We start from the raw sequence: 13,931 nt of genomic DNA, 5'->3' as shown, positions 1-13,931 counted from the left end.
CAACGGGAGAACGAAATGAGCAATCCCTTCGAGGACGCCGAGGGCACCTATCTCGTCCTGGTCAACCACGAGGGCCAGTACTCGCTGTGGCCGTCCTTCGCCGAGGTCCCGGCCGGCTGGACCGTCGCCCTGCCGGCCACCGACCGCGAGAGCGCCCTCGCCCACATCACCGACCGGTGGACCGACATGCGGCCCCAGAGCCTCATCGACGCCATGAACGGCACGGCGGCGTGACCGCGGGCCTGCTCGAGGCGCCCGGGCTGGCCGCGGCCCCGCTGACCACCGCCGACCTGCACGCCAGCCTCACCGACCCGGCCCTGACCTCGATGACCCTCCTCAACGAGATCACCGGCAACTACCCCCAGGCCGTGTCGTTCGCCGCGGGCCGCCCCTACGAGGGCCACTACGACACCGAGGCCCTCCACCACCACCTGCGGCGCTTCACCCGCCACCTCGAGCAGGACCTCGGCCACAGCGAGGAACAGGTACGCCGCACCCTGTTCCAGTACGGGCCCACCAAAGGCGTCATCAACGACCTCCTCGTACGCCAGCTGCACACCGACGAGCACATCACCGCCGACCCCGGGGCGGTCCTGGTCACCACCGGCTGCCAGGAGGCCATGGTCCTGCTGCTGCGCGCCCTGCGCCGCGACGCGCGCGACACCGTCCTCGCCGCCGCCCCCACCTACGTGGGCTTCACCGGAGCCGCCCGCCTCACCGACATGACGGTCCGCCAGGTCCCCGAAGGGCCCGGCGGACTCGACGCCGCGGACCTCACCCGCGCCGTGCACGCCGCACGCGCCGAAGGGCTGCGCCCGCGCGCCTGCTACGTCGTGCCCGACTTCTCCAACCCCGGCGGCGCCCGCATGTCGCAGGCCGACCGCCGCCGGCTGCTGCACGCCGCCGACGAGCTGGACATCCTCCTCATCGAGGACAACCCGTACTCGATGTTCCACGACGGCCAGGGCCGGCCGCCGACCCTGAAGTCGATGGACCGCTCCGGACGCGTCGTCTACATCGGCTCGTTCGCCAAGACCGCCTTCCCCGGCGCCCGGATCGGCTACGTCGTCGCCGACCAGCCCGTCGCCGAGGGCGGCCTGCTCGTCGACCAGCTCGCCAAGCTCAAGAGCATGCTCACCCTCAACACCTCGGCCCTCGCCCAGGCCGTCATCGGCGGCCTGCTCCTCGAGCACGGCTGCAGCATGGAACGAGCCTGCGCCCGCGAGGCCGCCGTCTACCGCACCAACCTGAACGTCCTCCTCGACGGCCTCGCCACCCGCTTCCCGCCCGGCAGCGGCGTCACCTGGAACACCCCCGCGGGCGGCCTCTTCGCCGTGCTCAGCGTGCCGTTCACCGCCGACGAACAGGCCCTGGAGGAGTCCGCGAGCCGCTTCGGCGTCCTGTGGACACCGATGTACCACTTCTACGCCGGCACCGGCGGCCTGACCCAACTGCGCCTGTCCTACAGCGTGCTGACCCCCGACGAGATCACCACCGGCCTCGACCGCCTCGCCGCCTTCGTCGCCGCCCGCACGCCCCGCTGACCCGCCGGCACCCGCCGGGGCCGGGTGCCCCGGCCCGTCCGGGCGCCTCCCACGGCCGCCGGGCCGCCGGGGAAGTCCGAGGACACCGCGCGAAGCGCGAAACCGCGCCCAGGAAAGGGGTGGGCGACGGCCCCGCACAGCGGGCCCCCGCCCCTGCCCGGAGCCGCCCCCTCCGGCCCCGGCCGTACCGGCCGTCACCGCACCGCCGCCCCCGCCCCGTCAGCCGCACGTCAGCGGCACGTCGGCGGCCCCCGCCACGCTCGTGCCCGGACGGTGCAGGCCCCGCCGGGCCGGGGCCCGCCCGCGGCAAGCCCTCGGATCCGATTCAGGAGACACCCGATGACCACACTCCAGACCCCAGGCGCGCAGAACCCCGCGACCGCCGGACCGGGGGCGGACGAGGCACGCCGCACACCGCTCACCGAGGAGCAGTTGGGGCTGCTTCTCCAGCACCGCGCCGACCCCGCCGCCTCCCCGTACAACGTGCCCCTCGCCCTCGATCTGCGCGGCCCGCTCGACACGGCCGCGCTCGAGGCCGCGCTCGGCCGGCTCGTCGCCCGCCACCCGATGCTGTCCGCGCGCGTCGCCGACGACGACCACGGCGACGGCCCGCCCTTCCTCGACGCCGACCCGGCCCGCGCCCCCCGCCTGGAGCGGCGCACCGCCGGCGCCGACGGCGCGGACGCGGACACGCTGCTCGCCGAGGCCCGCAAGGAACTCGACCTGGAACGCGACGGCGTGCTGCGCGCCGTCCTCCTCGGCCACGGCCCCGACCACCACACCCTGCTGCTCGTCGTCCACCACCTCGTCGTCGACGGCGAGTCCACCGGCCTGCTCCTCGCCGACCTGCTCGCCGCCTACGAGCACGGAGAGATCCCCGGCCCCGCCCCGGCCGCCTTCGGCACGTACGTGGGCGAACGCGCCCGCGAGGCCGAGAAGGACACCGCCGCCGCCGAGACGTACTGGCGCGAACACCTCGACGGCGCCGACCTGACCGTCGACCTCCCCCTCGATGTGCCCGCAGCGGGGGAGGAGCGCCGCGAGGCGGCCGTACCGCTGGAACTGGACACCCGGCTCTGGGGCGAGATCACCGCGTTCTCCCGCACCCACCGCGCCGGAGCCGCCGCCGTCCTGCTCGCCGCCTACCTCAAGGCGCTCGGCACGTACGGCCGGCAGGGCGCGCCCACCGTCGGCGTGCCGCTCGGCGCCCGCACCGACCCGCGCTACGACCGCACCGTCGGCTACTTCGTGCGCACCCTCCTCGTGCGCGCCCCCGCCCAGGACGAGGACCTGACCGCCGCCGGGTTCGTCACCGGCGTCCAGCGGGAACTGGCCCGCGCCGTCGACCACTCGCGGCTGCCGTTCCCGCGCATCGCCAAACTCGCCCCCCGCACCGGCTCCGGCGCCCCGTTCAACTGCACCTTCGTCCTGCACAGCTGGGCCGACGCCACCGCCGCCGCGACCGACGGCGTCGCACTGCGCGGCGGCCTGCGCGCCCACTGGCGCCAGGACGTGCCCACCCCGGGCCTCGGGCTGCTCACCCTGGAGCTGTACGAGGGCGACGGCAGGCTGCGCGGACGCCTCAAGTACGACGCATCCCGCATCGAGGCCGCCACCGCGGAGGCGTTCACCGAACACGTCACCACCCTCGCCCGCCAACTGGTCCGCGAACCGGACGCCCCCGTCGCCGGACTCGAGGGCATCGGGCCGCGCGCCCGCGCCACCCTCGACCACCTCAACGCCACCGACCACCCCGTCGCCGACACGGACATCGACACGCTGATCCGCGGCGTCGTCGCGGCCCGGCCGGACGCCGTCGCCGTTCAGTTCGCCGACCGCCGCTGGACCTACCGCGACCTGGACGCCCGCGTCGAGGCGTACGCGGCCGGGCTCACCGCCCGCGGCGTGCGCGCCGGCGACCGGGTCGGCATCCTCCTGCCCCGCAGCGACGAGGCCGTCGCCGTGATGCTCGCCGTCCTGCGCACCGGGGCCGCCTACGTCCCCCTGGACGCCGCCCACCCCGAGGCACGCCGCCGCCACATCGCCGACAGCAGCGGCATGCGGCTCGCGGTCGTGGACCCCGGCACGGCAGCGGCCTGCCCCCCGGGCCCGCAGCAGGTGCCGGCCGCCGAACTGGCGCAGCCGGGCACGGCAGCCGCGGTGCAGGGGCCGACGCCCTCCAGCGCGCTGCACATCCTCTACACCTCCGGCTCCACCGGCACCCCCAAGGGCGTCCAGCTCAGCCACCGCGCCCTGGTCACCGATGTGCTCGCCGCGATCCGGCACTTCGGCATCGGCCCCGGCGACACGATGCTCCTCAAGGCGCCGCTCACCTTCGACGTCAGCGCCCACGAGATGCTCGTCGCCCTCGTCGCGGGCGCCCGGCTCGCCGTCGCACCGCCCGACGCGGAACGCGACCCCGACCTGCTGGCCGAGACCCTGGAACGGCACGGCGTCACGCTGCTGCACGCGGTGCCCTCCCAGCTCCGCCTGCTCCTGGAGGCGGAGAACTTCGGGGCCAACCGCAGCCTGCGCACCGTCGTCTCGACGGGGGAGTCCCTGCCCAACGAGCTGCGCACCGCCTTCGAGGCCGCCCACCCGGCCCGGCTGCACAACGCCTACGGGCCGACCGAGACCTCCTACTCCACGGTCTTCTCCTGGGCCCGCGGCGACGACGCGTTCTGGACACGCCGCGCGGAGGTGCCGATCGGCGTGCCGTTCGACAACATCCGCTGCCACGTCCTCGACGAACACCAGCGGCCCCTGCCCCCCGGCGCGCCGGGCGAGCTGTGGATCGGCGGCGGCACCGTCTCCGACGGCTACATCGGCGACCCGGAACGCACCGCCGACCGCTACCGCACGCTCGACCTCGGCGGCCGCACCGAGACCGTCTACCGCACCGGCGACCTGGTCCGGCTGCTGCCGGGCGGCACGCTCACCCACCTGGGCCGCCTCGACGACCAGGTGAAGATCAACGGAAACCGGGTCGAACTCGGCGAGGTACGGGCCGCGTTGCTGTGCCTCGACGGCGTCGAGGACGCCACGGTCCAGGCCGTCCGCCACGCCCACGGCAGCCTCCAGATCGTGGCCCACGTGGTGGCCCCGGCGACGGACCCGGCGACGATCCGCCAGGCCCTCAAGCCCCTGCTCCCGTCCCACATGCTCCCGGCCCACCTGCACCAGGTCCCGCGCATCCCCCTGCTGCCCAACGGCAAGACCGACCGCCAGGCCCTCGCCCGCCTGACCGCGACGGCGGACGCCCCGGCACGGGAGGCGGCCCCGGCCGCCACCGTCCCGCCCGCGACGGGCGGTTCACCGCAGGAGGCGACCCAGGGCGCCACCGCGTGGGCCACGCCGCCCACGTCGACCCCGGCCGCCGACACCTCGCCCGCAGCGGGCGGTTCACCGCTGGAGGCGGCCACGGTCGCCGTCGGCCAGGCGGCCCCGGCCGCCACCGCGCCGACCGGCCAGGCCACGCCGCTCCCGTCGGCCACGGCGCCCGCGCCGACCGGCCAGGCCACGCCGCCCACGGCGACCGCGCCGGCGCAGCCCGCCGGCTCGCCGGCCCCCGACGGGGCCGGGGGACCGGTGCCGGCCGCCGCGGCCGCGCCGTCGGCGCAGGTGCTGGAGCGCGTGCGCGGCGTATGGGCGGAGCTGCTCGGGGACGCCGGGGACCAGGCACAGTTCTTCGAGGCCGGCGGGGACTCCATCCTCGCCATGCAGCTCGTCTCCCGGCTGCGCCGCGCCGGGTTCACGCTCGCCATGCGCGACATCTACCGCAACCCCGTCCTGGCCGACCTCGCCGCCCACCTCGGCGCCGGCGTCCCCGCCGGAGCCCCGGCCGACGACGCCGAAGGCGAAGAGACCCGGCCCGCCGCGCCGGCCGCCGGGCCGGTGTCACCGCTCGCGCCCGTCCAGACGTGGTTCTTCCGGCACATCAGGACCGACCTCCACCAGTGGAACCAGTCCGTCCTGCTGGAGCTGAACGAATCCGTCGACCCCACCGTCCTGCGGCTGGCCCTGCAAGCGGTCGTCGCCGCCCACCCCGCACTGTCGGCACGGTTCGACGAGGACCCCGACGACCAGGAGGGCGCCGGCCGGCTCATGGTCCGCGCCGCGCCGTTCGCCGCCTACCCGGCGCGGGAGGTCCTGTGGGAGCGGGACATCACCAGCGACCCGGAACTCGACCGGGCGATGGAGGACCTCGAGCGCAGCCTGGACCCGCTGCGCGGCGTGCATGTGCGGGCCCTGCTCGCCCACGACCGGCGCTCCCCGGACGCCACCCATCTGCTGATCGCCGTCCACCACCTGGTCGTGGACGGGGTCTCCTGGCGCATCCTGCTGGAGGACCTCGAGCACGCCCTCGCCTCCCTCGCCGACGGCGCCCTGCCCGCCCTGCCCGAGGAGGCGTGCCGCTACGAGGACTGGGTCGCCTCCCTGCCCGCCGTCGCCGCCCGGCCCGGCGAGGCCGACTACTGGCGCGCCCTCGCGGCCGCCCGCGCCGAGGCGCAGACCCTGCTGCTGACCACGCCCGCGCCGGACGAGGAGCACATCCGCCGGGTCGAGTTCAGCCTCGACGAGGAGGCGACCGCCCGGCTCATCGGCCCGCTGCCGCGCCGGCTGGGCCTTCAGGTGCACCAGGTGATGACGGGCGCGTTCGCGCAGGCCCTCGCCCGCTGGCGGGGCAGCCGCGCCGTGACGTTCGACGTGGAGACCCACGGACGGCACGGCCGCGACGAACTGTTCCGCACCGTCGGCTGGTTCACCTCCATCCACCCCGTCGTCCTGGGCGCGGACCGCTCCGTGCACCCCGAGCAGTACCTCGCCCAGATCGGCACGGCGCTGACCGCCGTACCGGACGGCGGCGTCGGCTTCGGCGCCTGCCGCGAATTCTCCCCGGACGCCGGCCTGCGCACCCTGCTGCGTGACCTGCCGCCCGCCCTGGTGTGCTTCAACTACTACGGCCAGGCCGACCAGTTGAGCCCGAACGGCGGCTTCCGCATGTCGGGCCGCCCCATCCCGCGCGAGCACTCGGCCCGCTGCGAGCGCGTGTACGGCATCGAGGTGTACGGCATCGTCCACGGCGGCCGGCTGCGCATGGGCCTGACCTGGGTGCCGAGCCCCGCGGACGGTGTGGACGAGGCCGGCGTCGACGCGCTCGTCGAGCAGATGAGCTGGGTACTGGCCACCCTCGCGGGCGCCGACCCGCATGCCGTGACCCCGGCCGAGATCACCGCTCCCGGCACGACGCGCCCCGCCCCGCGCCCCGCACTCGCCCTTCCCGCCGCCCCGGCCCCGGCCCACGGCGGCGACGGGGACGGCGACCACGGTGACGGCGGCGCCGGTGACGGTCCCGGGACCGTGCCCGTCACCCCCCAGCAGCACGGCCTGCTCCTGGACGCCCTCGCCCACCCCGGCACCGGCCGCTACGTGGAGCAGCTGTTCTGGCGCTGGCACGGGCCTTTGGACACCGACCGGTTCACCGCCGCCTGGCAGTCGGTGTTCGACCGCGAGACCGTGCTGCGGGCCTCCTTCGACTGGCAGGACGAGCCCTGCCTGGTCCTGCACGACCACGTCACCGCCGAGGTCACCCGCCACGCCGCCGGCGAGGCCGACTTCGACGCGCTGATGGAACGCGACCGGCTGCGCGGATTCGACCTGCGCACCCCGGGACTGCTGCGCGTCACCCTCGTCGACGACCCGGCGTCCGCGGGCGGCGTGGAGCCGCTGTCGGTGCGGATCCTGCTCACCTTCCACCACGTCCTGCTCGACGGCTGGAGCGTGTCCATCCTGCTCCAGGAGTTCTACCGCGCCTATCTCGCCGGCGGCGCGCTGCCCGGCGGCGAGCGGCGCCCCGACGTGCGCGACTACTCGCAATGGCTGTCCGAGCAGGACACCGCCCCCGCCCGGGAGTTCTGGTCCGACGCCGTCCCGGCCGCCGCGCCCGTCGTCCAGCCCGCCATCCCGGGCCCGGCGACCGGCCAGAGCGGCTCGGGCCGCGCGGAGTGCCGGCTCAGCGCCGCGGAGGCCGACCGGCTGCGCGCCTGGGCCGCGGCCCGCGCCGCCACCGAGTCCAGTGCCCTGCAGGCCGTGTGGGCGCTGCTGCTGTACCGGGCGGGCGGCACCAGCGGCCCCGCGCCGGTCGGTTTCGGTGTGACTGTCTCCGGCCGCGGCATCGCCCTCGACGCGGTCGAGCGGCTGCCGGGGCTGCTGATGAACTCGCTGCCCATGACCATCCAGGTCGACCCCGGCCACAGCCTTCCCCGGCTGTTGACCGAACTGCGCGACCAGGCCCTGGACATGGCGGCCTACGAGTGGGTCTCCACCGGCCAGATCCACGAGTGGAGCGGCCGCAGGCCGGGCGAGAAGCTCGTCGAGAGCCTCATCGTCTTCGAGAACTACCCGCGCTCCTCCGGCGACCTGGAATCCGCCCTCGCCGCCCAGGGCATCCGCGTCGAACTGCCCGACGCGGCCGGCTCGCAGACCGCGTTCCCGGTCACCCTGCTCGCCTACCGCGACGTGGACGGCAGCCTCGTCCTCGCCGCCGTCCACGACCGTGGCCGGATCGCCGACGCGGACGCGGAGAAGCTGGTCGCCCAGTGCGCCCGGCTGCTGCGCGAACTGCCCGCCACCGACGACGAGGCCACCACCGTGGCCGACGTGCTGGCCACCGTCACCGACGCGGACCTGCCGCGGATGGCCGAACGCTCCGAGCAGCCGGACCGCACCGGCGAAGAGCCCGCCCACTGGCCGGAGGGCCCGGAGGCGGACCTGGTCAAGCAGGCGTGGCAGACCGTCTTCGGCACCACCGACGTCGACCCCGGCGAGCACTTCTTCGAAGCCGGCGGCCACTCCCTGCTGGCCATGCGGCTGCTGCGCGAGATCAGCCTGCGCACCGGCCGCACCCTGCGCCTGGACGAACTCCTCGCCCACCCCCGGGCCGGCCTGCTCGCCCGCCTCCTCGCCGAGACCCCCGACGACAGCACGGGTGACGGCGGCGCCGCATCGGTCCTCGTACCGCTGCGTCCCGCCCGCCGGCCCGGCGCCGGCACCGTCCACCTCGTCCACCCCCCGGGCGGCCAGGTCGCCTGCTACGCGCAGCTCGCCGCCGGCTACCCCGGCCCCGAGGCGCTCGTCGGCATCCGCGACCCGCGCGTCGACGACCCCGAGCCCGAGTACCGCTCCACGGAGCAGCTGGCCGAGCACTACCTCCAGGCGCTCGCCCCCGCACTGGAATCGGGGGAGCGGATCGTGCTGGGCGGCTTCTCCGGCGGCGGCGTCATCGCCTACGAGATCGCCCAGCGGATCACCGCGCAGGGCGGCACACCGCCGCTGGTGGTGATGGTCGACGCGGGCGCGCCGGACGGTGAGCTGACCGACGCGGAGGCGGACGGCTCGTTCACCAACCAGCTGCGCGCGGTCGCCGAAGGCCGCACCCCCGAACCGGCGTCCGCCACCACCGGTACCGAAGCCCCCGCCCCCGACGGCGCCCCGGCCGCCACCGCGGAGCCCGACGGGTCCGCCGCCTACCTCGCCGAGATCTCCCAGATCGCCGAGTGGATGCGCGGCGACGGCGGCGGCGACCCGGTCGCGCTGATGCGCGACAGCGTCGAGGCGATCCAGCGCTACCGGCCCCGCGCCTATGCCGGTCCCGTCGTCGTGCTGCGCGCGGGGGACACCGGCTTCGGCAAGGGCACCGACTACGACGAGAGCGACCGGTTCCACGGCCGCCCCGGCCTCGGCTGGGAGGACCACGTCGAAGACCTCGCCATCCGGGTCGTGCCGGGCAACCACGTGACCATGCTGACCGGCGACAACGTGCGCAGCCTCGCCCGGATCCTGGCGTCCGCCGTCAAGAACTGAACCGAGGAGACACCCACCATGACCGCACCCCGCCGGCGCATCACCCTCGCCGGCATCATCGACGGCCCCGGCGGCCATGTGGCCGCCTGGCGCCACCCGGCGACCAAGGCGGACGCCCAGCTCGACTTCGAGTTCCACCGCGACAACGCCCGCACCCTCGAACGCGGCCTGTTCGACGCCGTGTTCATCGCGGACATCGTCGCCGTGTGGGGCACCCGCCTGGACTCCCTGTGCCGCACCTCGCGCACCGAGCACTTCGAACCGCTCACCCTGCTCGCCGCCTACGCGGCCGCCACCGAGCACATCGGACTGTGCGCCACCGCCACCACCACGTACAACGAACCCGCGCACATCGCCGCCCGCTTCGCCTCCCTCGACCACCTCAGCGGCGGCCGGGCCGGCTGGAACGTGGTCACCTCCGCCGCACCGTGGGAGTCCGCCAACTTCGGCTTCCCCGAGCACCTGGAACACGGCAAACGCTACGAGCGGGCCGAGGAGTTCATCGATGTCGTCAAGAAGCTGTGGGACAGCGACGGCCGCCCCGTCGACCACCGCGGCACCCATTTCGAGGTCCCCGGCCCGCTCGGGATCGCCCGCCCCCCGCAGGGCCGCCCCGTCATCATCCAGGCCGGCTCCTCGCCCGTGGGACGCGAGTTCGCCGCCCGGCACGCCGAGGTCATCTTCACCCGGCACAACCGGCTCTCCGACGCCCAGGACTTCTACGGCGACCTCAAGGCACGCGTCGCGGCGCACGGCCGCGACCCCGAGAAGGTCCTCGTGTGGCCGACCCTCGCGCCGATCGTCGCCGCCACCGAGACCGAGGCGAAGCGGCGCCTGCAGGAACTGCAGGACCTCACCCACGACCATGTCGCCCTGCGCACCCTCCAGGACCACCTCGGCGACGTCGACCTGAGCGCGTACCCGATCGACGGGCCGGTCCCCGACATCCCGTACACCAACCAGTCCCAGTCGACGACCGAGCGGCTCATCGGCCTGGCCAGGCGCGAGAACCTCACCATCCGCGAGCTCGCCCTGCGGCTGATGGGCGACATCGTCGTCGGCACACCGGAGCAGCTCGCCGACCACATGGAGAGCTGGTTCACCGGCCGCGGAGCCGACGGCTTCAACATCGACTTCCCGTACCTGCCGGGCTCCGCCGACGACTTCGTCGACCACGTGGTGCCCGAACTGCAGCGCCGCGGCCTGTACCGCTCGGGCTACGAGGGCACCACCCTGCGGGCCAACCTCGGCATCGACGCCCCCCGGAAGGCAGGTGCAGCATCATGACCGCGCCCATCCTCGTCGCCACCCTCGACACCCGCGGCCCCGCGACCTCGCTCGGCACGCTCACCCGCGCCGTGCGCGCCGCGGAGGCCGCCGGATTCGACGCGGTCCTGATCGACGACCGTGCCGCCGCCGGCGCGCAGGGCCGGTTCGAGACGACGACGCTGACCGCCGCGCTGGCCGCCGTCACCGAGCACATCGGGCTGATCACCGCCCCGCTCCCGGCCGACCAGGCCCCCTACCACGTGGCCCGGATCACCGCCTCGCTCGACCACCTCGCCCACGGCCGCACCGGCTGGCTCGCGGCCACGGACGCCACCGACCCCGAGGGCCGCACCGGCGAACTGATCGACGTCGTACGCGGCCTGTGGGACAGCTTCGACGACGACGCCTTCGTCCACGACCGCGCCGACGGCCTGTACTGGCGGCTGCCGACCGTTCACCGACTCGACCACCAGGGCCGGCACTTCGACGTCGCCGGCCCCCTCAACGTCGCCCGCCCGCCGCAGGGCCACCCCGTCGTCGCCGTCACCGGCCCCGCCCTCGCCGCGGCCGCCGACCTCGTCCTGCTCGACGAGGCGGCCGACGCCGCCCGGGTGAAGCGGCAGGCACCGCACGCCAAGGTCCTCCTGCCGCTGCCCGGCCCGGCCGCCGAACTGCCCGCCGACAGCCCCGCGGACGGCTTCACCGTGGCCCTCACCGGCTCCGACGACCCGGTCCTCGCCGCGCTCGCCGCCCGGCCCGGCCGCCCGGACCGCACCCCGGCCGCCACCCTGCGCGAACGCCTCGGCCTGGCCCGCCCCGAGAGCCGCCACGCCCTCACCACCGCCTGACGCCCCGTCCGCCCGCTGCTTCCTGGAGAGTCATGTCCCGTCGCCTGTTCACCTCGGAGTCCGTGACCGAGGGCCACCCCGACAAGATCGCCGACCAGATCAGCGACACCGTCCTCGACGCCCTGCTGCGCGAGGACCCCACCTCACGCGTCGCGGTGGAGACCCTGATCACCACCGGCCAGGTCCACATCGCCGGCGAGGTCACCACCAAGGCGTACGCGCCGATCGCCCAGCTGGTCCGCGACACGATCCTGGCCATCGGCTACGACTCCTCCGCCAAGGGCTTCGACGGCGCCTCCTGCGGAGTGTCCGTGTCCATCGGCGCGCAGTCACCCGACATCGCCCAGGGCGTCGACACCGCCTACGAGACCCGCGTCGAGGGCGAGGACGACGAGCTCGACCAGCAGGGCGCCGGCGACCAGGGCCTGATGTTCGGCTACGCCACCGACGAGACCCCGTCGCTGATGCCGCTGCCCATCGAGCTCGCCCACCGCCTCTCCCGCCGGCTCACCGAGGTCCGCAAGGACGGCACCGTCCCCTACCTGCGCCCCGACGGCAAGACCCAGGTCACCATCGAGTACCAGGGCAGCCGCCCGGTGCGCCTGGACACCGTCGTCGTCTCCTCCCAGCACGCCGCCGACATCGACCTCGGCTCCCTGCTGACCCCCGACATCCGCGAACACGTCGTCGAGCACGTCCTCGCCGCACTCGCCGAGGACGGCATCAAGCTCGAGACGGACAACTACCGCCTGCTGGTGAACCCGACCGGCCGCTTCGAGATCGGCGGCCCGATGGGCGACGCCGGACTGACCGGCCGCAAGATCATCATCGACACGTACGGCGGCATGGCCCGCCACGGCGGCGGCGCGTTCTCCGGCAAGGACCCGTCCAAGGTCGACCGCTCCGCCGCGTACGCGATGCGCTGGGTCGCCAAGAACGTCGTCGCCGCCGGTCTCGCCTCCCGCTGCGAGGTCCAGGTCGCCTACGCCATCGGCAAGGCCGAGCCGGTCGGCCTGTTCGTGGAGACCTTCGGCACCGGCACCGTCGCCCAGGAGCGCATCGAGAAGGCCATCACCGAGGTCTTCGACCTGCGCCCCGCGGCCATCATCCGCGACCTCGACCTGCTGCGGCCCATCTACGCCGCCACCGCCGCCTACGGCCACTTCGGCCGCGAACTGCCCGACTTCACCTGGGAGCGGACCGACCGCGCCCACCGGCTCAAGGCCGCGGCCGGTCTCTGAGCCGGCCGGACCTGTGAGGAGACCTGACGTGCGCATCGCTGTCACCGGTTCCATCGCCACCGACCATCTGATGGTCTTCCCCGGCCGGTTCGCGGATCAGCTGATCCCCGACCAGCTCGCTCATGTCTCGCTCTCCTTCCTGGTCGACGGACTCGAGGTGCGCCGGGGCGGAGTGGCGGCCAACGTCGCCTTCGGCCTCGGCAGCCTCGGCCTCACCCCCCTGCTGGTCGGCGCCGTGGGCGGCGACTTCGCCGAGTACGAGGTATGGCTCAAGGAACACGGCGTCGACACCGGCCCGGTCCTGGTCTCCACCGAGCGGCAGACCGCCCGGTTCATGTGCATCACCGACCAGGACGCCAACCAGATCGCCTCCTTCTACGCGGGCGCCATGCAGGAGGCCCGCGACATCGACCTGTGGCACCTGACCACCACCGGCGCCCGCCCCGACCTCGTCCTCGTCTGCCCCAACGACCCGGCGGCGATGCTGCGCCACACGGCGGAGTGCCGCGAGCTGGGCCTGCCGTTCGCCGCCGACCCCTCCCAGCAGCTCGCCCGCCTGGAGGGCAGCGAGGTACGCGACCTCGTCGACGGCGCCCGCTGGCTGTTCACCAACGAGTACGAGGCCGCCCTGCTGCTGGAACGCACCGGCTGGGAACACGCCGACGTCCTCGCCAAGGTCGGCGCCTGGATCACCACCCTCGGCGGCGCCGGCGTCCGCATCGACCGCGCCGGCCACGAACCCCTCACCGTCCCCGCCGTCCCCGACGCGCCCGCCACCGACCCCACCGGCGTCGGCGACGCCTTCCGGGCCGGGTTCCTCGCCGGCACCGCCCGCGGCCTGGACCTCACCGGCGCCGCCCGCGGCCTGGACCTCACCGGCGCCGCCCGCCTGGGCTGCGTCCTCGCCGCCGAGGCCCTCGGCGCGGTCGGCTCGCAGTCCTACCACGCGGACCCGGCCCGCCTGCTGGCCACCGCCGAACGCGCCTACGGATCCGCCGCCGCCCGCCTGCTCGCGTCCGGACTGGGGGAGCAGCCGTGACCGGCACCCGTATCGACGCCCTGCGCGAAGCCCTCGCCACCCGGGTGGTGGTGGCCGACGGCGCCATGGGCACGATGCTCCAGGCGCAGGATCCGACGCTCGAGGACTTCGAGAACCTCGAGGGCTG

Annotated in this window: 7 protein-coding genes; all 7 read left to right on the top strand. The window is 74.9% G+C overall.

Annotated elements, in window-relative coordinates; translation table 11 throughout:
• Positions 1-15: 15 nt before the first annotated feature.
• Complete coding sequence (locus tag AB0K36_RS14295) at positions 16-234, top strand: MbtH family protein (protein WP_159682300.1); 219 nt, start codon at positions 16-18, stop codon at positions 232-234.
• Positions 231-1,544 (top strand): aminotransferase-like domain-containing protein, encoded by a 1,314-nt coding sequence (locus AB0K36_RS14290; RefSeq protein ID WP_364593060.1) that lies wholly within the window; start codon positions 231-233, stop codon positions 1,542-1,544. Before AB0K36_RS14295 ends, AB0K36_RS14290 begins: the two co-directional genes overlap by 4 nt.
• Before the next feature lie 339 nt (positions 1,545-1,883).
• Complete coding sequence (locus tag AB0K36_RS14285) at positions 1,884-9,407, top strand: non-ribosomal peptide synthetase (RefSeq protein ID WP_364593057.1); 7,524 nt, start codon at positions 1,884-1,886, stop codon at positions 9,405-9,407.
• 18 nt (positions 9,408-9,425) lie between these two features.
• Positions 9,426-10,694, top strand: a complete 1,269-nt coding sequence (locus tag AB0K36_RS14280) for an LLM class flavin-dependent oxidoreductase (RefSeq protein WP_364593054.1) — start codon at positions 9,426-9,428, stop codon at positions 10,692-10,694.
• Complete coding sequence (locus AB0K36_RS14275) at positions 10,691-11,524, top strand: LLM class flavin-dependent oxidoreductase (RefSeq protein ID WP_364593051.1); 834 nt, start codon at positions 10,691-10,693, stop codon at positions 11,522-11,524. The genes AB0K36_RS14280 and AB0K36_RS14275 overlap by 4 nt, the downstream gene beginning before the upstream one ends.
• Positions 11,525-11,556: 32 nt before the next feature.
• Positions 11,557-12,765, top strand: a complete 1,209-nt coding sequence (gene metK / locus AB0K36_RS14270) for a methionine adenosyltransferase (RefSeq protein ID WP_364593048.1) — start codon at positions 11,557-11,559, stop codon at positions 12,763-12,765.
• A gap of 28 nt (positions 12,766-12,793) precedes the next feature.
• Positions 12,794-13,804 carry a carbohydrate kinase family protein gene (locus tag AB0K36_RS14265; protein WP_364593045.1) on the top strand — a complete coding sequence of 337 codons (1,011 nt, stop codon included), beginning with the start codon at positions 12,794-12,796 and terminating at the stop codon, positions 13,802-13,804.
• The last annotated feature ends 127 nt before the right edge of the window (positions 13,805-13,931 follow it).

This window comes from Streptomyces kurssanovii (assembly GCF_040677245.1).
Lineage (GTDB): Bacteria > Actinomycetota > Actinomycetes > Streptomycetales > Streptomycetaceae > Streptomyces > Streptomyces kurssanovii.
The sequence above is the reverse complement of the archived record's forward strand: the minus strand, read 5'-3'. Positions and strand labels throughout refer to the sequence as shown.

Excerpts from the sequence above, each read along its gene's own strand:
- AB0K36_RS14295 (WP_159682300.1), top strand. The coding sequence starts at position 16 with ATGAGCAATCCCTTCGAGGACGCCGAGGGCACCTATCTCGTCCTGGTC.
- AB0K36_RS14285 (WP_364593057.1), top strand. The coding sequence starts at position 1,884 with ATGACCACACTCCAGACCCCAGGCGCGCAGAACCCCGCGACCGCCGGA.
- AB0K36_RS14280 (WP_364593054.1), top strand. The coding sequence starts at position 9,426 with ATGACCGCACCCCGCCGGCGCATCACCCTCGCCGGCATCATCGACGGC.
- AB0K36_RS14275 (WP_364593051.1), top strand. The coding sequence starts at position 10,691 with ATGACCGCGCCCATCCTCGTCGCCACCCTCGACACCCGCGGCCCCGCG.
- metK (WP_364593048.1), top strand. The coding sequence starts at position 11,557 with ATGTCCCGTCGCCTGTTCACCTCGGAGTCCGTGACCGAGGGCCACCCC.